The following is a 21,959-nucleotide window of genomic DNA, read 5'->3' as shown; positions in this document are numbered from 1 at the left end:
CGTGTGTCACTGGACGCAGGCTAGGGCTGGCGGCTAATGAGCCGCCTTCTGCTAGCTATGCCGACTCTTCTCGGCCCCCGGAGCTTTTCGTGATCCGCAGACACTTCTTTCTCGTCGCGGCGGTTGTCGCTGTGCTGCTGATGCTGGTCGTCGGCGGGGTGAAGCTGGCTTTCGGCGGTAAGGCGCCAGGGCAGGGCGGTCCGGGCGGCGGCGGCCGCGCCACGGCGGTGTCGCAGATCGTCGTCCAGCCGCGCACCTTCACCGACCGGGTCGAGGTGCTGGGCGTGGCCAAGGGCCGCCAGTCGGTGACCATCACCTCGAACACGGCCGAGCTGATCACCGCCGTCCACTTCAGCGACGGCCAGGCCGTGTCCAAGGGACAGGTTCTGGTCGAGTTGAAGGGCGACCAGGAGGACGCCGGCATCGCCCAGGCCCAGGCCCAGCTGGCCCAGGCCGATCGGGAATACCAGCGATGGAAGACCCTGGCCGAAAAGGGCATCGCGCCGCGCGCCTCGGCCGATCAGTACCTGGCCGCCCGCGACACCGCCCGCGCGGCCCTGGCCTCGGCCGGCGCCCAGAAGCTGGACAAGGTGATCCGCGCGCCGTTCTCGGGCCGGGTGGGCATTTCCGACATCGCGCCGGGCGCCCTGATCAGCCCTGGAACCCCGATCGTCAGCCTGGACGACGTTTCCTTGATCCGCGTCGATTTCTCGGTGCCTGACCGTTATCTGCCGATCCTGCGTGAAGGCCTGACCATCACCGCCGAGCCGGACGCCCGGCCGGGCGAAGTGTTCACCGGCCGCATCGCCCAGATCGACACCCGCATCGATCCGGCCACCCGCGCGCTGAAGGCGCGGGCCGAGTTCTCCAATTCCGATGGGCGCCTCAAGCCCGGCATGCTGATCAAGGTCGGCATCGATCAGGGTCAGCGCCAGGCCGTGGCCGTGCCCGAGGCCGCCATCCAGTTCGAGGGCACGCAAGCCTCGGTCTTCCTGATCGTCAAGGGCCCCAAGGGGCAGATCGCCCGTCGCACCACGGTGCAGACCGGTCTGTCGTCGGACGGCTATGTCGAGATTGTCTCGGGCCTGAAGGCCGGCGACAGGATCGTGGCCGATGGCCTCAACCGGGTTCAGGACGGCGCGACCGTCGGCGGCGGCGACGGCAAGGGCGGGCAGAAGGCCGGCGCCCGGAAGAAGGGCGGCTGATGCTTTCCGACCTTTCCGTCCGCCGTCCGGTCTTCGCGGCCGTCTTCGCGATCATTCTCTGCGTCATCGGCCTCGCCGCCTTCAGCAGCCTGGCGATCCGTGAACTGCCCAATGTCGATCCGCCCGTGGTGTCGATCTCGACCAGCTATCGGGGCGCTTCGGCCGAGGTCATCGAGGAGCGGATCACCCAGGTCATCGAACGCCAGGTCGCCGGGATCCAGGGCATCGACCGCGTCAACAGCTCCTCGCGCGACGGCCGCTCGCAGATCACCATCACCTTCACGCTCGACCGCGACCTGGACGCGGCGGCCAACGACGTGCGCGACGCGGTCAGTCGCGTGACCTCGAACCTGCCCGACCAGGCCGATCCGCCGCAAATCGCCAAGGCCCAGGCCGACAGTTCGCCGATCGTCTTCCTCAATCTCAGCTCCACGAGCTTGTCGCCGCTGGAGTTGGCCGACTACGCCGACCGCTATCTGGTTGAGCGTCTATCGACCGTGCCCGGCGTCGCCCAGGCGGGCCTCAGCGGCCAGCTCTACGCCATGCGGATCTGGCTCAACCCAGACGCCATGGCCGCGCGCGGCGTGACGGTGGACGACGTCGAGGCCGCGCTGAATAGTCAGAACGTCGAACTGCCGGCCGGGGCGTTGGAAAGCGACGCCAAGGATTTCACCATTCGCGTGGCGCGCAGCTATTCGCGCGCCGAGGACTTCGTGAAACTGCCGATACGGGCGGCCGACGCCAATGGCTTCGTGCTCCGCCTTGGCGACGTGGCGCGCGTCGAGGAGGGCTCCAACGAGCGCCGCAGGCTCTACCGCGGCAACGGCGTCAATCAGGTCGGCATCTTCCTGACGCGCCAATCGCAGGCCAATGACGTCGCCATCTCCAAGGTCGTCGACAGCGAGTTGAAGGAGATCAACAAGACGCTGCCGCCCGGCACGCAGCTGATCAAGGCCGTCGACAACTCGATCTTCACCGCCGAAGCGATCCACGAGGTATGGGTCACCATGGGCATATCGATCGCCCTGGTGGCCTTCGTGAACCTGGTGTTCCTTGGCAGTTGGCGGTCGGCCCTGATCCCCTCGATCGTCGCGCCGATCTGCATTCTCTCGACCTTCATCATCCTGGCGCCGCTGGGCTTCTCGCTAAACCTCCTCACCCTGCTGGCCCTGGTGCTGGCCGTCGGCCTGGTGGTCGATGACGCGATCGTGGTGGTCGAGAACATCCAGCGTCGGGTCGACGAGGGCGAGCCGGCCAATGTCGCCGCCCTGCGTGGCACCCGCCAGGTGTTCTTCGCGGTCGTCGCCACCACGATCGTGCTGATCTCGGTGTTCGCGCCGCTGATGTTCCTGCCCGGCTATATCGGCCGGCTGTTCGTCGAGTTGGCCGCGGCCATCGCCGCCGCCGTCGCGTTCTCGGCCCTGCTGGCGTTGAGCCTGTCGCCGATGCTGGCCTCCAAGCTGCTCAAGCCGGCCTCGGGCGGCAATTGGTTCAATCGCAAGGTCGACCACGCGATGGACAGGCTGAAGGAGAGTTATCGCCATTCGCTGGAGCGCCTGCTGGCCGCCCGGTCGGCCAGCGTTGGAGCCGGCCTGACGGTGCTGTTCCTGGCCCTGGTGGCGGGCGGCCTGTTCGTCGTCATGCCGCAGGAATTGGTGCCGGCCGAAGACCGCGGCCGCGTCGACATCTCAATCAACGGCCCCGAGGGCGCGGGCTTCGACTACACCGTCAAGGCCGCCAACGCCGTCGAGAAGGAGCTGGAAAAGTATCGCGCGGAGGGCGTCGCCGCGCGGACCATCATCGGCGTGCCGCGCTTTGGCCAAAGCCAGTTCAGCACCGGCAACGGCGTGCTGGTGCTCAAGGATTGGGGTGAACGCGACAAGACCGCCGATCAGGTGGCCGCGGAGCTCAACAAGAGTCTGAGTAAGATCACGGGCGTACGCGCGGTGGCCAGCGTGCGGGGCGCCTTTCAGCGCGGCGGCGGGGGCGGAGGCGGCACCAATGTCGACCTGATCGCCACCGGCAATGACTATGTCGAACTGGCCAATTGGCTGAAACCGATATTGGCCGCGTCCCAGGCCAATCCGGGTCTGTCGCGGCCGCGCATCGACTATGAGCCGACCTCGCCGCGCCTCGCGGTGAAGATCGATCGTGACAAGGCCGCCAGCCTGGGCATCTCGACGCAGTCGATCGGCCGGGCCCTGGAGACCATGTTCGGCTCGCGTCGGGCGACCACCTACATCAAGAATGGCCAGGAATACGACGTCATCCTGCAGTCCAACCTCGCGCAACGCCGCAGCCTCGCCGACCTGGACCAACTTCAGGTGCGCACCCAGTCCGGAACCTTGGTGCCGCTGGCCACCGTGGTCACCACCGAACTGCGGGGCGACGCCGCGGATCGGCCCCGGGTCGATCGTCTGCGGTCGGTCACCCTGACGGCTCAGCTGTCGCCCGGCTACACCGTGGGCGACGCGGTGACGTTCCTCCAGGGTCAGGCCGCCGCCCATCCCACGCCCGGCGTCAGCGTCAAGTGGGGCGGCCAGGCCAAGGACTTCCTGGAAGCCTCGGGCGCCGTCGGCATCGCCTTCGGCCTGGCCCTGCTGCTGGTCTTTCTGGTGCTGGCCGCCCAGTTCGAAAGCTGGATCCACCCGGCCGTCATCATGCTGACCGTGCCCCTGGCGGTGCTGGGCGGGTTGTTCGGCTTGCTGATGACCGGCTCGACCATCAACACCTACAGCCAGATCGGCTTGATCATCCTGGTCGGCATCGCCGCCAAGAACGGCATTCTGATCGTCGAGTTCGCCAATCAGCTGCGCGACGAGGGGTTGAAGGTGAAGGAGGCGGTGATCGAGGCCGCCGCCCTGCGCCTGCGGCCGATCATCATGACCTCGATCGCCACCGCCATGGGCGCCTTGCCGCTGATGCTGTGGACCGGGGCGGGGGCGGGCAGCCGCCAGACGATCGGGGCGGTGATCTGCACCGGCGCGATCTTCTCCACCCTGCTGACCCTGTTCATCGTGCCGGTGTTCTACAACCTGCTGGCCCGTTTCACGAAGTCTCCGGAGTGGACTTCGCGGCAGATCGAGGACTATGAAGCCCGCGAGAAGAGCGGGGAAGGGCATGCCTCACCCGTCTGAACCGGGTGAGGAAGCATGGCTGAAGCCATTCTGGCGGCGAAGCGGCAGGAGCTTGCGCTCCTGCGTCGCATCGAGGAACGCATTCTCTGGCTGGCCTCGTGGACGATCCACAACGCCAACCACCTGCGTGAGAGCCGCGACGGGCTGAAGGTCGGGGGGCATCAGGCCTCGTGCGCCTCGATGACCACCCTGATGACCGCGCTCTACATGAAGGCGCTGCGGCCGCAGGATCGCGTGGCGGTCAAGCCGCACGCCAGCCCGGTGTTCCACGCCATTCAGCATCTGTTCGGCCGCCAGAGCCTGGAGAAGCTGAAGGCCTTCCGCGCCCTGGGTGGGGCGCAGTCCTATCCCTCACGCACCAAGGATGTCGACGACGTCGATTTCTCGACCGGATCGGTCGGCCTGGGCGTGGCCATGACCGCCTTCGCTTCTCTGACCCAGGACTATCTGGCGGCGCGCGGGGCGGTGAAGCCCGAGCGGATGGGGCGGATGATCTCGCTGCTGGGCGACGCCGAGCTGGACGAGGGCAACATCTACGAGGCCCTGATCGAGGCCTGCAAGCACGACATCCGCAACACCTGGTGGATCGTCGACTACAATCGCCAGAGCCTGGACGCGACCACCCAGGACCGGATGTTCACCCGCTACGGCGAGATCTTCGAGGCCGCCGGCTGGACAGTCGAGACGCTGAAATGGTCCAAGCGCCAGCGCGAAGCTTTCGCCAAGCCCGGCGGCGAGGCGCTGAAGGCCTGGATCGAGACCGCGCCCAACGACCTCTACGCGGCTCTGAGCTACCAGGGCGGCGCGGCCTGGCGCGAGCGGCTGAGCACGGACCTGGCGGGGGACGCCCATGCCCTGAATCTGATCGCGGCCTACAAGGACGTCGATCTCGGCGAGCTGATGACCGAGCTGGGCGGCCACTGCATGGAGACGATCCTGGAGGCCTTCGAGCGGGCCAGCCAGGACGATGCGCCGCGCTTCTTCATCGCCTACACCGTCAAGGGCTTGCGCCTGCCGTTCCAGGGGCACAAGGACAACCACGCCGGCCTGATGACCGAGACCCAGATCGCCGAACTTCGCACCCGGCTGGGCGTGGTCGAGGGCGAGGAATGGGACGCGCTGTCGGGCCTGTCGGCCGCCGAGCACACGGCGCTGAAGGGCCTGGTCGCCCGCGCTCCGTTCGCCGCACAGGTGGAGCGCCAGCACGTGGCGCCGGCGATCGTCCTTCCGACGGCCGACGAACTTCTGGCCCCGGTGGCGGGAGGCGGGGAGCAGTCGACCCAGGCGGCGTTCGGCAAGGTGATGTTCGAGATCGCCCGCCGAGACGACGAGTTCGCCGGTCGGGTGGTGACCACCTCGCCGGACGTCACGGTCTCGACCAATCTCGGCGGCTTCGTCAATCGGCGCGGCGTCTTCCAGCGGCGCGCGCACGAGGACGTCTTCAAGCGCCGGCGCATTCCCTCGGCCCAGGTCTGGTCCAAGGCCGAGACCGGCCAGCACGTCGAGCTGGGCATCGCGGAGAACAACCTGTTCATCGCCCTGGCGGCCCTGGGCCTGACCGCGCCGCTGTTCGGCGAGCGGCTATTCCCGGTCGGCACCCTGTACGATCCCTTCATCGCCCGGGGCCTCGATGCGCTGAATTACGCCTGCTACCAGGACGCCCGCTTCCTGCTGGTCGCCACGCCATCGGGCCTGACCCTGGCCCCCGAGGGCGGCGCGCACCAGTCGATCGGCTCGCCGCTGATCGGCATGAGCCAGCCGGGCCTGGACAGCTACGAGCCGGCCTTCGCCGACGAGACGGCGGTGCTGATGGCCCACGCCTTCGAGCAGATCCAGGTCAAGCAGGGAGCCTCGACCTATCTGCGGCTCTCCACCCGGGTGATCGCCCAGCCCGAGCGCGGCGACGACGCCTGGCGCAAGGGCGTGGTCGACGGCGCCTACTGGCTGCGGCCCCCGGCCCCCGGGGCGCGCCTGGCCATCGCCTATGCCGGGGCGCTGGCTCCCGAGGCCCTGGCGGCCTTCGAGGCGGTGCTGGAGGACGAGCCGGGCGCGGGCCTGCTGGCCGTGACCTCGGCCGACGTCCTGCACCGCGACTGGACCGCCGCCGGTCGTGCGCGCTGGACAAACGGCGGGCCCCGCGCCTCGACCATCGAGACGCTGCTGGCCTCGTTGTCGCGCGACGCTGGGCTGGTGACGGTGATCGACGGCGCGCCCTCGACCCTGTCGTGGCTGGGCTCGGTGCGCGGCATGCGGCTGCGCGCCCTGGGGCTGGAGACCTTCGGCCAGTCGGGCGATCTGCCGGACCTCTACGCCAAGTACCGCCTGGACGCCGACGCCATCCTGGACGCCTGCGCCGACCTATTGATCTGACGGACGCGAAGGTCCCTCAAGAGGTCGGGCCGAGCAACTCGACGCCCTGGATCAGCCCGTCGGCCAGGGTGTAGATCGCCGCCTGGCGGGTGTCCGACCACAGATGGCCCGAGGACGAGTGGATCGAGGACTGGAATTCGACCCGCACCTTTCCGCCGGGCAGGGTCTCGATCTTGATCGGGTCGAGATCGGGCGCGAGCTCGAACATGCGTCGATAGAAGTCACGGGCGGCGTCCAGGCCCTCGACCTCGCCGCCGTCGAGGAAGTCGCGGAAACGCACGCTTGGATGGGTCGTCGCCAGGACCGCCTCGAGGTCGCGGCGTTCGATCGCGTCGTAATAGCGGACGATCAGGTCGGTTGCCGCGCTCATGCTCGGCGCCCCCTATCGAGAGGTTCGACGTCCATTCGCGAGACCTTGCCGTCGCGCAGGGTGAAGATCTGGCGCACGCAGCTGTCGGACCAGATCTGGCCGGCGAGGTTGCGGACGATCTGGTTGACGTCGACGGCGATCCGGCCGTCAGGCAGGTCGGCGAAGGACACCGGCGCGGCGTCGACCGTGATCGACCGATTGTTGCGGTTCCAGTAGGCGCGCAGGGCGTCCAGGCCGGTCAGCCGACCGCCCTCGACCAGGTCGGGCCAGTCGACGTCGGGCGTCAGCATGGCGGAAAAGGCGTCGAAATCCCGCCGGTTGTAGGCGTCGTAGACCTTGGCCAGCAGCGCATGCGCGTCTTCCATGCCTTGGATTCCATCAGCCTTTGGGCGGCTTGTAACCGGTCTCGACCTTCAGATAGGCGATCAGATCGATGCGGTCCTTGGGGTCATGCAGGCCCGCGAAGGTCATCTTGGTGCCCGGCATGAAGCCGCGCGGATTGTCCAGCCACTTGTCCAGGTGTTCGGCGTCCCAGTCGAAGCCGGCGGCGGCGACGACGGGCGAGTACTTATAGTCGGACTTGCCGCCCGCCTTCCGGCCGAACACGCCATAGAGGTTGGGGCCGGTCAGGTTGGGGCCGCCCTCGGCGATGGTGTGGCAGGACCGGCAGAGCGCGAACTTGCTCTGGCCGTTCATCAGGTCGCCGGTGTTGTAGGGAGCGGGGAGGGCGGCGAGCAGGGCCTGCTTCTCGGCGTCGGTGGGCGCCGCCGACGCGGGCGCCGAGGTCGTCGAACCCGCCGACCCGCCTTCAGCGGTTCCGGCTCCGGGCTTGGAGCAACCGGCCAAGAGGATGCAGACGGCCGCCGCCGCGGCGAGGTGATGTTGACGCATTTACTAGTCCCCGACTGACATTATGCCGCAAGCTGTGCGGCGCGGCGCCGCATTCATTTTCTGGCCCAACTGTGGGCCTCGCATCCAATATATACCGACGTTATGCGGTCAAGGTCTCGCCATCTTTCGGCGAGGACCCTGCGACAACGCGCGCTATCTCACAGAATGTAAAAGCAAAACGACCGATTACAAACCGTGGGTATGCACATAAAAAATTGACCAGAATTAACCATAAACGTAACCAGAAAGCCGTCGGAGGGGCTGCTCCGGCGACCGGGTAGGAAAAACAACACCATGGACTGGAACGAAGAGCGCACCGCCACGCTTCGGAAACTGTGGCTTGAGGGAATGAGCGCCAGTCAGGTGGCGCGCCAGTTGGGCGGCGTCAGCCGTAGCGCGGTGATCGGCAAGGTCCATCGCCTGGGCATCACCGTTCGCGACATCCCCACCCGTCAACGCACCGCCGTTCGAGCCCAGCCCCGCGCCCGCATTATTCGCGACGCCGCTCCGATCCGCCCCGCGCTTCGCTTGATCGAGATCGCCGAGATGGCGCCGACCGCGAACATCCTCGGCCTCGAGACCCATTCCTGCCGCTGGCCGATCGGCAATCCCGAATGCCACGATTTCGGCTTCTGTGGCCGCGAAAAGACCGCCCGCGGCTCCTACTGCGACGAGCACGCCCGCGGCGCCTTCCGCAGGCTGGCCACGCCGTCCGAGGTCAAGGCCTGGGTCCGCCGGCCGGCCGCCCGGATCGAACACCGCACCGCCTGATCGGCCTCATCGCCTGAACCCAAGCTCCAGGACGACCCCATGAACATGGTCTTGATCGAAAACACCGCCGGCAGCAGCCAGGTGATCACCATCATTGAAGAGTTCGCCGGCCACTCGGTGTCGCGCGATCTCAATCCCGGCGAGAACACCCGCATCCCCGTGGGGCAATTCAAGTCGATCGTCGTGCGCGAGACCTATCCCGATGACTGGTTGGCCCGGGCCCGCGCTCGCAACGCCGCGGCCCCGGACGCGATCGCCAGCCGCGCCGCCTGACCCGCTTTCGGCCCTTGATGGGCGAAAAATACACGGCCCCCGCGAACCTGTTCGCGGGGGCCGTTTCGTCTGGAACCGTATGGTTAGCGTGGCGTTAGCCTCGATCGACCGGTGTTCGCTGTCGCTTGAGCCGCAGGGGCGACGGCGTGGCGTTTCAAATACATGCAACCGCGCGCATTCGCGCTCGTGCAAGCGGGGCCGTGATTGTGCGCGGCTCGCGCGTGTGGGATGAAGGCGCGTCATTTTTGGCGTGGGGGGAACCATGTCAGAGCCGAAGCAAGGGGAGGGCCGCGGTTTGCCGTTGCCGACCTATGTCAGCTATCTGATGTATCAGACCGAGCAGCACCGGCGCGCCCTGGCGGCCGACTGCATCGCGCAACACGGGCTCAGCTTCGCCAAGTGGGTGGCGCTGGCGTCCTTGGCGCGGTTCGGCGAATGCTCGATGACGCGTCTGGCGCGATTGTCGGCCGCCGACCGCACGACCCTGACCCGTTCGATCGACGGTTTGATCCGCGACGGCCTCGTCGAACGCGGCGCCCAGGCTTCGGACCGCCGCAAGGTGGTGGTTCGTCTGACCCCTGAAGGCCAGGAGATCCTGGGACGGATCCGCGAGGACATCCATCCGATCAACCAGGAAGTCTGCGCCGAGCTCACCGAGGAGGAGCAGACCAACCTCGCGACCTATCTCAAGAAGATCCTCGGCGGCCTGATCACCGAACCGGAGTGGAAGCACGAGGTGCTGTCCTTCGGTCCCGTCGAACCGACCCTGGCGACGGGCTAGGAGTCCAGCTTTTGGGGTCGCGTGATCACCCATCGGGTGACCGGCTGGCGGAAGTTCAGGGGGCCGGGCACCGTGACGTGGGTCTTCAGATATCTAAACCCGGCCGATCTCAGCGTGCGGTTCGGCGCGGCGTTGAAGGCGTGGGGTTCGCAGAACAGCCGCTTCAGCCGTAGTTGTTCGAAATAGAGCCCGACGCTGCGCCGCACCGCCTCGACTCCCAGGCCGCGTCGGCGGTCGTCGGACGTGGTGACGTGCAGATGCATGTGCGCGTGCTGACCGAACGAGATCTTGTCGGCGCTTGAGAAGCCGACCGGGCGGTCGTCATCCAACCAGGTCAGCAGCAGGGTTTCGCGACGCTCCAGCGGCTGTTGGAAGACGAACGCGTAATAGGCGCGCCAGTCCTCGCGCCTAGGCAGGCGCGCCGGATCCACGCCGATCAATTCCAGATGTTCCGGGGTCGACGCATGGAAATAGTCGATGACCAGATCGACCTCGGATTCCGCCATTTCTCGAACCACCAGGCTCATGGGCCGCCCCGCCGCCAGCGCTTGGCGGAATGTGGTCGCTATCCGTAAAAATTGTCCAGTTCTATATACTTACTTAAAAGTTGTTCCGTCGCGCACCAACTCAACGCCTTGTGAAGCTTGGGCTCAGTCGTCGCCCTTTGGACGTCCCCGCAGCGCCTTGACGCCCGCGCGCTTGCCCTTGGTCTCCAGCCGCTTGAGCTTGCTGGAATAGGTCGGCTTGGTCAGCCGCCGGGGCTTGGGCTTTTCGGTCGCGCGTCGGATCAGCTCGACCAGCCGATCGCGGGCCTCCTGGCGGTTCATCTCCTGGGACCGGCTGCCCTGGGCGAACAGGACGATCACGCCGTCCAGGGTCAGACGGCTGCCGGCCAGGGCTTCCAGCCGCGTCTTCACATCCTCCGGCAGGGTGGGGGAGTTGCGCACGTCGAAGCGCAGTTCGATCGCAGTGCTGGTCTTGTTGACGTGCTGGCCGCCGGGACCCGAGGCGCGGGTGGCCTTCTCGACGATCTCGTCGTCCTCGATGCGCAGCCAGGACGTGATCTCGATCATCGGACCACGCGCCGGGCCTTGACCACGGCGGTGTCCAGCGCCTGCAGGAACTTGGAGCGGTCGGCGGGGCCGAAGGCCTTGGGGCCGCTGGTGACCTCGCCCATCGAGCGCAGGTGCTCGCCGATCATCCTAGACGCCAGGGCCGAGCCGATGGCGTCGACGGTGAACAGCCGGCCCGTCGTGCCCAGGGCCTGACCGCCCGCCTTCAGCACGCGGTCGGCCAGCGGGATGTCGTTGGTGATCACCACGTCGCCGGGGCCGGCCCGTTCGGCGATCCAGTCGTCGGCCACGTCGGGACCGGCGTCGACCACGATCTGTTCGATGGCCGGGGTCAGGGGCACGCGGATCCAGCTGTTGGAGACCACGAAGGTCTTCAAGCCATAGCGGGCGGCGACCTTGTAGACCTCGTCCTTCACGGGGCAGGCGTCGGCGTCGATGTAGAGAACGGTCATGCGCCGTCTCGTAGCGCCTTCCCCAGCCGGGCGCCAAGCGTCGCGACGGCTTCGACCGCCGCGGGCAGGACGTGGGTGAAGTTGACGAAGCCGTGGGCCTGGCCGGGATAGGCCTTCAGCTCGACCGGCACGCCCGCCGCCTCGAGCGCACGGGCATAGGTCACCGCGTCGGGATGGACGGGGTCGAGCAGGGCGCCGCTAACCAGGAAGGTCGGCGGCGTGGCGGGGCCGACGGCGTCCAGCAGCGACGGCGCGTGGGCGTTGGCCAACTGGACGTTGATGTAGGCGACGGCCAGCCGGCCGATCAGCCGGGCGTCGCGCAGCAGGGTCTGAGCCCAGATCTCGTCGTCCAGGTGGACCAGCGGATAGAACAAGCCTTGGGCCTTCACCGCGCCGGCCCGCCGGACGTTGGCCTCGTTGGCCACCGTGGCCGCCAGATAGGCGCCGGCGCTGTCGCCGGCCACGGCCAGGCGATCCGGATCGATCCCGAGCTCGGCGGTCTGGTCGAGCAGCCAGGCGAACGCCGCCCGAGCGTCGTCGATCTGCGAAGGGAAGGGGTGCTCGGGGGCCAGGCCATAGGCGGCCGACACGACGCGGACGCCGGCGGCGTCGGCCAGGCGCTGGCAGAGGGCGTCGTGGGTCTCGATGTCGGAGATCACGAAGCCGCCGCCATGGAAGAACAGGATGGCGGGGCCGACGACGGGGGCCCGCATCGGCACGTAGAGCCGGGCGGCGCGCTTTCCGCTGGCGGCCGGATAGTCGAGATTGCGGATCTGGGCGAGGCGCGGAAGCTTGCGGTCGCGATGGGCGATGGCGAAGCGCACAGCGCGGCGGACCCGTTCAAGCCCGAAGCGGTGGGCGCCGGCCACCCGTTCGGCGAAGACGCTGGTCAGGGGCGCGTTCATCGGTCTTCCGCCTCGGCCGTTCGTGCGCCGGAAGGCTTAACCGGCCCGGGTTCGGCTGTCCATGTCGGGCCTTCCGCTCGGGCAGGCGGACGGGGGCGAGGCTCCGCGGATGCGACTCACCGCCGGCGGAGAGCGGCGGGAGCCGGCTTTTTCGCCCTTCGCGGGAAACCGTCGCGCCCGAGGTTTGGGCACGGCCGACCGGGTTGCATGCATTGTGTACAAACAGGGCTTCAGAGCAGCTTCACCGTAAGGCGCGGCGGCCTTGCCCTTGATTGGCCATCCCGACGCACTAGTTATCAACCCGTGGAGCCGCCCTTGGCGCTCCTGCCCTTCCTGGGCGTTTCCTCCCTAATGACTGCCCGGCCCTCGCGCCGGGCTTTTTTTTGGCCTTGGCGAGGCCTTTGATCGACGCGCGTCCGGCGTCGCCGTACACTTGGTCCTCAAGCGTGGAGCCGTTCCGGCGTTGTCGGCGGCCGCAGTGGAGACCGAGTATGGACAAGGCCGAAATCAATCGCGTCGTCGAGCGACACAAGGCCGAGCAGGAGGCCCTCGACGAACGCCTGGAAGCCCTGCGCAGCGGCAAGCTGCAGGTGGGTTCGCGCACCGATGACGGCGGCGTGCAGGACGAGACCCACGTTCACATCAGCGAGCTGGAGCGGCTGCGTCAGTGGCTGGCCGAGAACGTCGCCCGCTACGAGGCGCTGCTGGGCGCCTGAAACCCAGGAAGCGTCAAGCCGGTCGCTCAGCCCTGACGGGCTGGGCGGTGACCCTTCGCCAAGGGTTCTGGACTGGGAGGTGGTGTCGGATGAGGGAGATTGAACCCCCGACCTTCGGTTTACAAAGCCGCTGAGCTTGATCGCTCAACATCCTACTTGGCCTTGGTTTGCGGCGTATCGACTCCGGTAGCTCCGGGGCATTCCGGGGAATGTCGTCTTCCAGAGCTGCGCGGAGACGTGGAAAACGTTTGGAGCCATCGCCGCGTAGTTGTAGGCTCGACCTATGCTTGATCTGGTGACCATTCCGCAAGAAGTGGCGTCGCGATGGGACCGAGAGTGGGGAGCCTATCTTCTCACCGAGGATGTGAATCCATTCGTCGTCGAGGCCGATTGTCTAGAGCACGTCGGCGCCCTGGATGGCCTGGACGAGCGTCAAGTCTTTGACGCCGTTTTGGCAAGCCATCCGTCGTACACCTTCGCAGTGCAGCTTCGGATCTGGGCCTCGGCCGACCGCATCGTTGGTCGACACGTCGTCGAACTTGGATGCGGTCCGGGCCTGCTCGGCAAGCACTTGGGGTTCGTCGTCGATCGCTATCTCGGAATTGACGTCTCCCGAGTAGCCCTGGCCATGGCCCGGGGTGGCGCCCATCCGAACTGCCGCTTCGTCCATATCAACGACCATGATCTGCTGGCGGGCCATGCCGGCCTCTACGACACGGTCGTGGGTCGCGAGTTCTTTATCCACCAGAACTACGAGAGTGCGAAGGGCCTCCTGCGCCTGGCGCGCTTCCTGCTCAAACCGGGCGGAACGGTTCACTGCGATTTCTTTGCTCGCGGTGACGGTGAAGCCGGCACGGTGTACGACGCCCGCGCGGAGCACGACGCAGAACAAGTTTCGTCCGGATACGCTTTCTCCGAGCAGGACGTTCTCGACGTGGCTCGCGATGTGGGCTTGTCTGTCGTATCGCAAACAGAGGATTGTCGAGCCTGGCGCCGCTTCGTTGTGCTTAGGTTCGACGACTGAGCAGCGAGTCAACCGTTGGCGAACCGGCCGGTCTCGCTCCGGCGGGGCGGGCCTTTTCGCGTTCTGGGCCCGCTGGTCCGGCATGGCGTCGTCCCCAAGCCGCCATCGAAGGATCGGGACAGCAACGAGATGACCCGAGACCGAGACGAAGGTCGCCGGCTGGCTGCTCCGAACGCAGACGATCACGCCCTCGCGCATCAGGCCCAGGAGCTTGCGGTCGGCCCACTTGCCGAGCCGGGTGAGATCAAGATCACGACCCGGGCAGCGGTTGCGCACCAGACCGTGATGCCGTGACCGGCGGTGAAGCAGTCGCGAATGGCGAGGTCGTGGGGGTCTTGGGACTGAGACGTGCACATGGCTGGAACATTATCCGGGACCATTCCCGGGAATCACCTCCCGGACTTCACTGATTTTCGCCGTTCGTTCCCATTTCTCGCCGGTGCGCGGGCGGTGTCGGCGAGGCCTAGAACCCCTTGCTGGATAAGGGAAGGGATGGTGCCGGATGAGGGGATTGAACCCCCGACCTTCGGTTTACAAAACCGCTGCTCTACCGCTGAGCTAATCCGGCCAACACCGCTGCGCCGAGCGGGGGTTCTCCTTACCCACAAGGACGGGGCGCGGGCAAGGGCGGCGGCCGACCTGATCCCCAACCTGATCCCCACCTGATCCATTGCCGCGCCGCCAAACCAAGCTAAGGTGCTCTCAAACAACTGTTCGGGAGGGCGGCGGATGTGGATTTTGCGGACGATGGCGGCGGCGACGGCCGTCGTGGCTCTGGCGGTCGGTCCGGCCTGGAGCGCGCCCAGGCCGGCCGCTCCGACCCTGGCCGTGGCCGCGCCCGACGCCGCGGGCTTCTCGCCCGAACGCCTCAAGCGTCTGGACGCCTACATGCAGGGCCTGGTCGACCAGGGGCACCTGCCGGGCGCGGTCACCCTGGTCGCTCGTCACGGCAAGATCGTCAGCTACGAGACCTTCGGCAAGAAGGCCATCGGCGGCGCGCCGATGACCAAGGACACGATCTTCCGGATCTATTCCCAGACCAAGCCGGTGACCGGCGTGGCGATGATGATCCTGTTCGAGGAAGGCAAGTGGCGTCTGGATGATCCGGTCACCAAGTTCGTGCCCGAGTTCGCCCATCTGCAGGTTTACAAGGGCCAGAACCCGGACGGGACCTTCATCACCGAACCGGCGACGCGCGCGCCGACCATGCGCGAGATCATGAGCCACACAGGCGGCTTCGCCTATGGTCTGCGCACGGATCAACCGGTCGAGAAGGCCTATCGCGACAGCGGTTTGCTGAGCTCCAAGACCCAGGCCGAGTTTCTGAACACGCTGGTCAAGCTGCCCCTGGCCAGCCAGCCGGGAACCGAGTGGCGCTACAGCGTCTCGGTCGACATCCAGGGGCTGATCGTCGAGCGGCTGTCGGGCATGAGCCTGGCCGATTTCATGAAGAGCCGGATCTTCGACCCGCTGAAGATGACCGAGACCTCCTTCTGGGTTCCGCCGGCCAAGAGCGATCGCCTGGCCGCGCTCTATATTCCCGATCCGAAGACCCGCGCCCTGAAGCCGGCCGACAACTTCATGGTGCTGGACGTCACCAAGCCGCCGGCGATCGCCTCGGGCGGCGGCGGCCTGGTCTCGACCACGGCCGACTACGCCCGCTTCGCCCAGATGCTGCTGAACGGCGGGCAGCTGGACGGGGCGCGCATCCTGTCGCCGGGCACGGTAAGGCTGATGGCGTCCAACCACCTGACCGACATCGTGATGACGGCGCCCGACGCGTCGTTCTCGCCGGCGAAGGGCGTGGGCTTCGGCCTGGACTTCGCGGTGGTCACCGACCCGGCCCGGGACGGCACCCTGCAAGGCGAGGGGACCTACAGCTGGGGTGGGGCCGCCGGGACCTGGTTCTGGGTCGACCCCAAGAACGACCTCTTCATGCTGGGGATGATCCACATCCTGGCCAAGGAGATCGACCCGGCCCTGGCCAAGATCAACGACGACGCCGCCACCCTGGTCTACCAGGCCCTGGTCGATCCTGCGCAGTAACCGCCCCGCGAAGGGCCAATAAAAACAAAGCTTAGGGAGCGTGTCATGAAGGCCGCCGTCTATTACGAAACCGGTTCGCCGGACGTGCTGAAGTACGAGGACGTCGCCGATCCGCCCTGCTATCCCAGCGGCGTGGTGATCCGCGTCGAGGCGGTCAGCATCGAGGGCGGCGACACCCTCAACCGCGGCGGCGGCGTGATGGCGGGCAGCCCGCACATCGTCGGCTACCAGGCGGCCGGCGAGATCATCGAGGTCGGGGCCGAGGTCACCCACCTGAAGGTCGGTCAGAAGGTGGTGACGGTGAACGCCTTCGGCTCTCACGCCGAGCTGCGCAGCGTGCCGGCCCGCAACGCCTGGCCGATCCCCGACGGCTTCGACGTGCGCAAGGCCGCCGCGATTCCGGTGCCCTTCGGCACCGCGCACGAGTGCCTGTTCGGGGCCGGTCATCTGAAGTCCGGCGAGACCGTTCTGGTCCAGGCCGGAGCCGGGGCCGTGGGCGTCGCGGCGATCCAGCTGGCCAAGCGGGCCGGGGCGACGGTGCTGGCCACCGCCTCCAGCGACGAGCGGCTGGAGCGCCTCAAGCCCCTCGGCCTGGACCACGGGATCAACTACCGCCGCGACGACGTGGTCGAACAGGTGATGAAGCTGACCGGCGGCAAGGGCGTGGACCTGGTGGTCGATCCGGTCGGCGGCTCCACCCTGCAGGCCAGCATCCTGGCCCTGGGCTATCGGGGCCGCATCTCGCTGGTCGGCCAGGCCGGGCGCGAGCCGACCAAGGTGGACGTCTCGTCGCTGATGGGCGGCAACCGCAGCCTGACCGGCGTGTTCCTGGGCGCGGAGATCATGACCGACCGCGTGCACGACATGATCCAGACCCTGATCGACGAGGCCGCGCGCGGCGAGCTTCAGGTGCTGCTCGACCGGACCTTTCCGCTGTCGGAAGCCGCCGCCGCCCACGCCTATATCGAGAGCCGTCAGGCCGTCGGCCGGGTGCTGCTGATCCCCCAAGCAGGCGAAAAATGAGCGGCAACCGAGTCCTGGCCCACACGGGCGCCAAGTATCCGATCGTCCAGGCCCCGATGGGCTGGATCGCCCGCTATCCGCTGGCCAGCGCCGTCTCGCGGGCCGGCGGGCTGGGGGTGATCGAGACCTCCTCGGGCGAGACGGAAAACTGCAAGGCCGAGATCCGCAAGATGGCCGACAGCGGCCTGCCGTTCGGGGTCAACCTGCCGATCCTGTTCCTGAAGGACGACGCCATGCTGCGCTTCGTCTGCGAGAGCGGGGTCAAGTTCGTCACCACCTCGGCCGGCAGCCCGGCCAAGTTCGTCGGTCCGCTGCAGGACGCCGGGATCGTGGTCTACCACGCCGTGCCGACGCTCGACGCGGCGGTCAAATGCGTCGAGGCGGGCGTCGACGGCCTGGTGGTCGAGGGGGCCGAGGGCGGGGGCTTCAAGAATCCCGAGGAGGTTTCGACCCTGGTGCTGCTGCAGGCCATCCGCGCCCGGGTCGACGTGCCGTTGATCGCCGCCGGCGGCATCTGCGACGGCCGCGGCATGGCCGCCGCCTTCGCCCTGGGCGCCGAGGGCGTGCAGATGGGCACCCGTTTCGTCAGCGCCGCCGAAAGCCCGGTGCACGCCAACTACAAGGCCGCGATCACGGGCTCCAAGGAAACCGGCACCTGGGTGCTGAACAAGAAGGCCAGCCCCTGCATCCGCGCCCTGAAGTCCGAGCGAACCCGTGAGATTTACGACGCGGGCCTCATGCCGCCCGACGCCCTGAAGGGCATACTGGGCGTCTATTTCGGCGGCGACATGGAAGCCGCGCCGGCCCTGGCGGGCCAAACCGTGGGCCTGATCGACGAGGTCAAGCCGGCCGCCCAGATCATCGACGAGACCGTCGCGCAATTCTTTGAAATCACCCAGCGGCTGGGCGCGCTCAGCGCCGGCCGCAGCTTCTGAAAGACCAGTCCATGATGCAGAACCTGTTTTCCCTGAAGGGCCGCGTGGCCCTGGTCACCGGCGGCTCGCGCGGCATCGGCAAGATGATCGCCGAAGGCTTCCTGACCTACGGCGCTCGCCGAGTGTACGTCTCGGCCCGCAAGGCCGCTGCCTGCGACGCGACCGCCGAGGAGCTGTCGGCGATCGGCGAATGCGTCTCGCTGCCGGCCGACGTCTCGACCCTGGAAGGCATCAACGGCCTGGTGGCGCGGATCGCCGAGCGCGAGGACAAGCTGGACATCCTGGTCAACAACGCCGGCGCCGCCTGGGGCGCGGAATTCGACAACTTCCCCGAGAGCGGCTGGGACAAGGTCGTGGACCTGAACATGAAGACGCCGTTCTTCCTGACCCAGGCCCTGATCGGCCACCTGCGGGCGGCGGGCAAGGACCACGTGGCCAAGGTGATCAACATCGCCTCGATCGACGGCCAGTCGGTGACCCACGACGAGACCTATCCCTACGGCGCGTCCAAGGCCGGCCTGCTGCACATGACCAAGCGCATGGCCCTGCGCCTGGCGGCCGACAACATCGCCGTCAGCTGCATCGCGCCCGGCGCCTTCGCCTCGGACATGAACAAGGTGGCCCGCGACCACGCCGACGCGGTGTCCAAGGCCATTCCGGCCGGCCGGATCGGCACGACCGAGGACATGGCCGGGGCGGCCATCTACCTGGCCTCGCGGGCCGGGGACTATGTGATGGGATCGGCCGTCACCGTGGACGGCGGGGTCAGCTTCGCGCGCTAGGTTCAGGGCTTGCCCGGGCTCGGGAAACCCCCGAGCTCGGCGGGCTCGGCGTCGCTGAGTTCGACGCCGGCGTTGGAGCCGCAGCCGACCGGCTTGGGCGGACGCGCGCCGCGCTCGCGGGCCGACATCAGGGCCCAGCCTCCGGGCTTGAGGATCTCCAGCGGCGAGAAGCGGGCCTTGTAGGCCATCTTCTCGCTGCCCGGCACCCAGTAGCCCAGATAGACATAGGGCAGGCCGTTGAGCTGGGCCTGCAGGATGTGGTCCAGGATAATGAACGAGCCCAGGCTGCGCTTGGTCAGGCTGGGGTCGTAGAAGCTGTAGACCAGCGACAGGCCGTCGGCGAGCACGTCGACCAGCACGCAGGCGATCAGGTCGCCTGGACCGCGGTCCTGCGAGCGCAGGCGGTATTCGATCAGGTGGGTGCGGACCGCCGTGTCCTCGACCATGGCCACATAGTCGGGCCAGGTCATCTCGGCCATGCCGCCGTCGGCGTGACGGGTCAGCAGGTAGCGGCGCAGCAGCTCGAACTGCTCCAGCGTGGCCTCGGCCTCGACCAGGTGGCGTTCCAGATCGGTGTTGCGGGTCAGGACCTTGCGTTCCGACCGCGAGAACACGTAGTCGGCGACCGGGGCGCGGGCCGACTGGCAGGCGCGGCAGGTCTCGCAGGCGGGCCGATAGGCGATGTTCTGGGAGCGACGGAAGCCGACCTGGGTCAGGCTGTCATTGACGGTGGGGCCGTCGGACAGCGGCAGGTGGGCGAAGACCTTCCGCTCCTCGCGTCCGGGCAGATAGGGGCAAGGCGTGGGCGCCGTGAGGAAGAAGCGCAGCTGTCGCGTCGGAAAGTGCTGCGTCACGGAAAGCGCCCGATCCCTCTGGTTAGTGACCTCGCCCGTGGTGCCGGGCCGATAAGGGATTAGGCGGCATCCGCGACGGTTGCGCAAGCTGTGCAGCGCGCTTGAGCGTCATCGCGTCGCGGACGACCTCAGAGACCATCGGGAAGCACCGGCTTTTCGCGCAGGAGCACGATCGAGATGCGTCGGTTGCCCGCCAGAGTGGGATCGTCCGCGTACAGCGGCTCGGAATTGGCCTTGCCCGAGACCTGGTAGATGCGGTCCTCGTCGACGCCGGCCCCGCGCAGCACCTGGCGCGAAGCGTCGGCGCGCTCGGCCGACAGGGCCCAGTCGCTGTCGGCGCGCTTGCCGGCCGAGCTGGCGCTGGTGTGGCCCGAAATGGTGATGCGGTTGGGCAGCTGGTTGATCACCCTGGCGACGGCGCGCAGCAGGATGCGGGCCCGATCGTTCGGTTCGCGCGAGTTCTCCTTGAACATCGAGCGGCCGTCCTGGTCGATCAGCTGGATGCGCAGACCCTCGGGGGTCTGGTCGATCATGATCTGCTTGGACAGTTCCGCCAGCTCGGGCATGTCCTGCAGCGACTGGCGCAGCGACTGGGCGGCCGAGGCGAAGCTGTCCTGCTCCTTCTTGGCCAGGGCGTCGCGCAAGGCCTGTTCGCTGGCCGAGTCGAGGCTGGCCGAAGCGGTGCTCTGGCCGTCCTTGTTGGTCTCGGTCGGGGCTTCGGGGGCCATCTGCTGGATGACCGACATCTTGCCGTCGGCCTTGGCGCCGTCGTCGCCCAGCGAGGTGCCGCCCAGGATGCCGCCCGAGCCGCTGGTGCTGGACGAGATCGAGGCCGGCGCGAAATAGTCGGCGATGCCCAGCTTCTGCTCCGGGGTGGTCGTGTTCAGCAGCCACATCAGCAGGAAGAAGGCCATCATGGCGGTCACGAAGTCGGCATAGGCCACCTTCCAGGCGCCGCCGTGGTGACCCCCGCCGATGACCTTCTTGACCTTCTTGATGACGATCGGCTGTTCGCCGCTGACGGCCATTTCGCTTAAGCCTGCTTAACCCTGTTCGAGCGAACGTGACGGCTGGACGTTAAAATGCCGTTGCGATCGGGGCCGCGAAGGGCGATGTCGGGCGTCTTCCACACCGGTCGCTTTTTGGGAGTTCGCGGCATGAAGACGGCGTTTATCGGCCTGGGCGTGATGGGCTTCCCGATGGCGGGCCACCTGAAGGCCGCCGGCCACGCGGTGACCGTCTTTAACCGCACGCCGGAAAAGGCCGCGCGCTGGGTCGAAAAGCACGGCGGCGCGTCCAAGGCGACGATCGCCGAGGCGGTGGCGGGGGCCGAGCTGGTCTGCCTGTGCGTCGGCAATGACGACGACGTGCGCGACGTCGTGGCGCAGGTGCTGCCGGCCATGGCGGAGGGCGGCGTCATCGTCGACCACACCACCACCTCGGCCACCGTGGCCCGCGAGATGGACGCCGCCGCGCGGGCCGTCGGCCGCTGGTTCGTCGACGCCCCGGTGTCGGGCGGTCAGGCGGGGGCCGTGAACGGCCAGCTGACGATCATGGCCGGCGGCGACGCGGCCGCCTATGCCCGGGTCGAGCCCGTGCTGCTGGCCTACGCCAAGGCCATCCGCCTGATGGGCCCGTCGGGCGCGGGGCAGCTGACCAAGATGTGCAACCAGATCGCCATCGCCGGCGTGGTCCAGGGCGTGGCCGAGGCGCTGCACTTCGCCAAGCGGGCCGGCCTGCCGACCGACGACGTGCTGGCCGCCATCTCCAAGGGCAGCGCCCAGTCCTGGCAGATGGAGAACCGCTGGAAGACCATGTCCGAGGGCCAGTTCGACTTCGGCTTCGCGGTGGACTGGATGCGCAAGGACCTGGGCATCGCCCTGGCCGAGGCGGCCGTCAACGGCGCCAAGCTGGAAGGCACGGCGCTGATCGACGGCTTCTACGGCGAGGTCCAGGCGATGGGCGGGAATCGGTGGGACACGTCCAGCCTGGTGGCGCGGCTGGAGAAGTAGGGGCCAAGGCCCTCCCCCTATGGGGGAGGCGATCGCGCAGCGATCGGTGGGGGGAGGTTTGGGATCGCCGATCCGGATTGCGGTCATCTGCCGATCACTCCCCCCTCCGTCGGCTGCGCCGACACCTCCCCCACGGGGGGAGGGACTTGGACACGCGGGTTTTCGGTCTCACGCGATCTCTCGCTGAGGGATGGAAAGGGTCGCGGAGCGCCGGACACCGTCCGGAGAACTTTGAACAAATACCGTTTCGACGAAGCCAGACGCTCCGCGCCATCGTTATCCGGAAGCCCGCGACGCTGAGCCCTGTTAGGGCCTCGCCGCCTTGAAGCCTCCGACGGG

At 67.6% G+C, this 21,959-nt stretch carries 22 protein-coding genes and 1 tRNA gene; 13 read left to right on the top strand and 10 right to left on the bottom strand.

The annotated features are described in order from the left end of the window. The first annotated feature begins 89 nt into the window (after positions 1 to 89). From ASD38_RS14590 to ASD38_RS14580, 3 genes are read left to right on the top strand one after another with little or no spacing between them, the layout of a single operon-like run. Positions 90 to 1,205: an efflux RND transporter periplasmic adaptor subunit gene (locus tag ASD38_RS14590; protein WP_056444864.1), complete on the top strand. Its 1,116-nt coding sequence runs from the start codon at positions 90 to 92 to the stop codon at positions 1,203 to 1,205. Continuing rightward, complete coding sequence (locus ASD38_RS14585) at positions 1,205 to 4,342, top strand: efflux RND transporter permease subunit (RefSeq protein ID WP_056444860.1); 3,138 nt, start codon at positions 1,205 to 1,207, stop codon at positions 4,340 to 4,342. The genes ASD38_RS14590 and ASD38_RS14585 overlap by 1 nt, the downstream gene beginning before the upstream one ends. Before the next feature lie 15 nt (positions 4,343 to 4,357). Further along, positions 4,358 to 6,712, top strand: coding sequence for a transketolase (locus tag ASD38_RS14580; RefSeq protein WP_056460924.1), 2,355 nt, complete (start codon positions 4,358 to 4,360; stop codon positions 6,710 to 6,712). Positions 6,713 to 6,728: 16 nt separating this feature from the next. On the opposite strand, the gene ASD38_RS14575 is transcribed toward ASD38_RS14580, so the two are convergent. From ASD38_RS14575 to ASD38_RS14565, 3 genes are read right to left on the bottom strand one after another with little or no spacing between them, the layout of a single operon-like run. Further along, the gene (locus tag ASD38_RS14575; protein ID WP_056444854.1) at positions 6,729 to 7,082 is read right to left on the bottom strand and encodes a nuclear transport factor 2 family protein; all 354 of its coding nucleotides are present in this window, start codon (positions 7,080 to 7,082) and stop codon (positions 6,729 to 6,731) included. After that, positions 7,079 to 7,447 carry a nuclear transport factor 2 family protein gene (locus ASD38_RS14570; protein ID WP_056460921.1) on the bottom strand — a complete coding sequence of 123 codons (369 nt, stop codon included), beginning with the start codon at positions 7,445 to 7,447 and terminating at the stop codon, positions 7,079 to 7,081. Before ASD38_RS14570 ends, ASD38_RS14575 begins: the two co-directional genes overlap by 4 nt. 13 nt (positions 7,448 to 7,460) lie before the next feature. After that, complete coding sequence (locus tag ASD38_RS14565) at positions 7,461 to 7,973, bottom strand: c-type cytochrome (RefSeq protein WP_056460918.1); 513 nt, start codon at positions 7,971 to 7,973, stop codon at positions 7,461 to 7,463. 294 nt (positions 7,974 to 8,267) lie between these two features. Here ASD38_RS14565 and ASD38_RS14560 point away from each other — a divergent pair, with 294 nt between their 5' ends. The 3 genes from ASD38_RS14560 (at position 8,268) to ASD38_RS14550 (ending at position 9,798) form a co-directional block, all read left to right on the top strand. Beyond that, positions 8,268 to 8,744: a GcrA family cell cycle regulator gene (locus ASD38_RS14560; RefSeq protein ID WP_056444845.1), complete on the top strand. Its 477-nt coding sequence runs from the start codon at positions 8,268 to 8,270 to the stop codon at positions 8,742 to 8,744. A 39-nt stretch (positions 8,745 to 8,783) separates the two neighbouring features. Next, the gene (locus tag ASD38_RS14555) at positions 8,784 to 9,017 is read left to right on the top strand and encodes a hypothetical protein (protein WP_056444842.1); all 234 of its coding nucleotides are present in this window, start codon (positions 8,784 to 8,786) and stop codon (positions 9,015 to 9,017) included. Between the two features lie 262 nt (positions 9,018 to 9,279). After that, positions 9,280 to 9,798 carry a MarR family winged helix-turn-helix transcriptional regulator gene (locus tag ASD38_RS14550; RefSeq protein ID WP_056444839.1) on the top strand — a complete coding sequence of 173 codons (519 nt, stop codon included), beginning with the start codon at positions 9,280 to 9,282 and terminating at the stop codon, positions 9,796 to 9,798. Here ASD38_RS14550 and ASD38_RS14545 read toward each other — a convergent pair. The 4 genes from ASD38_RS14545 to ASD38_RS14530 all read right to left on the bottom strand — a co-directional run bounded on the left by ASD38_RS14545 (position 9,795) and on the right by ASD38_RS14530 (position 12,228). Next, entirely contained in the window at positions 9,795 to 10,325 is a 531-nt protein-coding gene (locus ASD38_RS14545) for a GNAT family N-acetyltransferase (protein WP_056460915.1), read from the bottom strand. The two genes, ASD38_RS14550 and ASD38_RS14545, sit on opposite strands and share 4 nt — an antisense overlap. Before the next feature lie 123 nt (positions 10,326 to 10,448). Then, positions 10,449 to 10,871 (bottom strand): alternative ribosome rescue aminoacyl-tRNA hydrolase ArfB, encoded by a 423-nt coding sequence (gene arfB / locus ASD38_RS14540; RefSeq protein WP_056460912.1) that lies wholly within the window; start codon positions 10,869 to 10,871, stop codon positions 10,449 to 10,451. Beyond that, positions 10,868 to 11,323, bottom strand: coding sequence for a YaiI/YqxD family protein (locus ASD38_RS14535; protein WP_056444829.1), 456 nt, complete (start codon positions 11,321 to 11,323; stop codon positions 10,868 to 10,870). Before ASD38_RS14535 ends, arfB begins: the two co-directional genes overlap by 4 nt. Beyond that, positions 11,320 to 12,228 carry an alpha/beta hydrolase gene (locus tag ASD38_RS14530; protein WP_056460909.1) on the bottom strand — a complete coding sequence of 303 codons (909 nt, stop codon included), beginning with the start codon at positions 12,226 to 12,228 and terminating at the stop codon, positions 11,320 to 11,322. Before ASD38_RS14530 ends, ASD38_RS14535 begins: the two co-directional genes overlap by 4 nt. A gap of 491 nt (positions 12,229 to 12,719) precedes the next feature. Between ASD38_RS14530 and ASD38_RS14525 the strand changes: the two genes are divergently transcribed. Then, entirely contained in the window at positions 12,720 to 12,944 is a 225-nt protein-coding gene (locus ASD38_RS14525; protein ID WP_056444822.1) for a hypothetical protein, read from the top strand. Between the two features lie 283 nt (positions 12,945 to 13,227). Further along, complete coding sequence (locus ASD38_RS14515) at positions 13,228 to 13,968, top strand: class I SAM-dependent methyltransferase (RefSeq protein ID WP_056444819.1); 741 nt, start codon at positions 13,228 to 13,230, stop codon at positions 13,966 to 13,968. Between the two features lie 493 nt (positions 13,969 to 14,461). Here ASD38_RS14515 and ASD38_RS14510 read toward each other — a convergent pair. After that, a tRNA-Thr gene (locus ASD38_RS14510) sits at positions 14,462 to 14,536 on the bottom strand. 161 nt (positions 14,537 to 14,697) lie between these two features. Here ASD38_RS14510 and ASD38_RS14505 point away from each other — a divergent pair. From ASD38_RS14505 to ASD38_RS14490, 4 genes are read left to right on the top strand one after another with little or no spacing between them, the layout of a single operon-like run. After that, positions 14,698 to 16,014, top strand: a complete 1,317-nt coding sequence (locus tag ASD38_RS14505; RefSeq protein WP_056460906.1) for a serine hydrolase domain-containing protein — start codon at positions 14,698 to 14,700, stop codon at positions 16,012 to 16,014. A gap of 45 nt (positions 16,015 to 16,059) precedes the next feature. Then, positions 16,060 to 17,037: a quinone oxidoreductase family protein gene (locus tag ASD38_RS14500; protein ID WP_056460903.1), complete on the top strand. Its 978-nt coding sequence runs from the start codon at positions 16,060 to 16,062 to the stop codon at positions 17,035 to 17,037. Then, positions 17,034 to 17,972 carry an NAD(P)H-dependent flavin oxidoreductase gene (locus ASD38_RS14495; RefSeq protein ID WP_056460900.1) on the top strand — a complete coding sequence of 313 codons (939 nt, stop codon included), beginning with the start codon at positions 17,034 to 17,036 and terminating at the stop codon, positions 17,970 to 17,972. Before ASD38_RS14500 ends, ASD38_RS14495 begins: the two co-directional genes overlap by 4 nt. 14 nt (positions 17,973 to 17,986) lie before the next feature. Then, on the top strand, positions 17,987 to 18,754 hold the full coding sequence (locus tag ASD38_RS14490; RefSeq protein ID WP_056461469.1) for an SDR family oxidoreductase: 768 nt from the start codon (positions 17,987 to 17,989) through the stop codon (positions 18,752 to 18,754). A 2-nt stretch (positions 18,755 to 18,756) separates the two neighbouring features. Here ASD38_RS14490 and ASD38_RS14485 read toward each other — a convergent pair whose 3' ends face one another. Beyond that, a complete protein-coding gene (locus ASD38_RS14485; protein WP_056444808.1) occupies positions 18,757 to 19,608 on the bottom strand; it encodes an arginyltransferase in 852 nt (283 codons plus the stop codon). 128 nt (positions 19,609 to 19,736) lie between these two features. Continuing rightward, complete coding sequence (locus ASD38_RS14480; protein WP_056444805.1) at positions 19,737 to 20,636, bottom strand: flagellar motor protein MotB; 900 nt, start codon at positions 20,634 to 20,636, stop codon at positions 19,737 to 19,739. Between the two features lie 129 nt (positions 20,637 to 20,765). Between ASD38_RS14480 and ASD38_RS14475 the strand changes: the two genes are divergently transcribed. Continuing rightward, a complete protein-coding gene (locus ASD38_RS14475) occupies positions 20,766 to 21,620 on the top strand; it encodes an NAD(P)-dependent oxidoreductase (protein WP_056461467.1) in 855 nt (284 codons plus the stop codon). Positions 21,621 to 21,959 lie beyond the last annotated feature (339 nt).

The organism is Caulobacter sp. Root487D2Y, assembly GCF_001427165.1.
In the GTDB taxonomy this organism is placed as follows: Bacteria; Pseudomonadota; Alphaproteobacteria; order Caulobacterales; family Caulobacteraceae; genus Caulobacter.
This window is presented reverse-complemented; position numbering and strand designations above follow the sequence as displayed.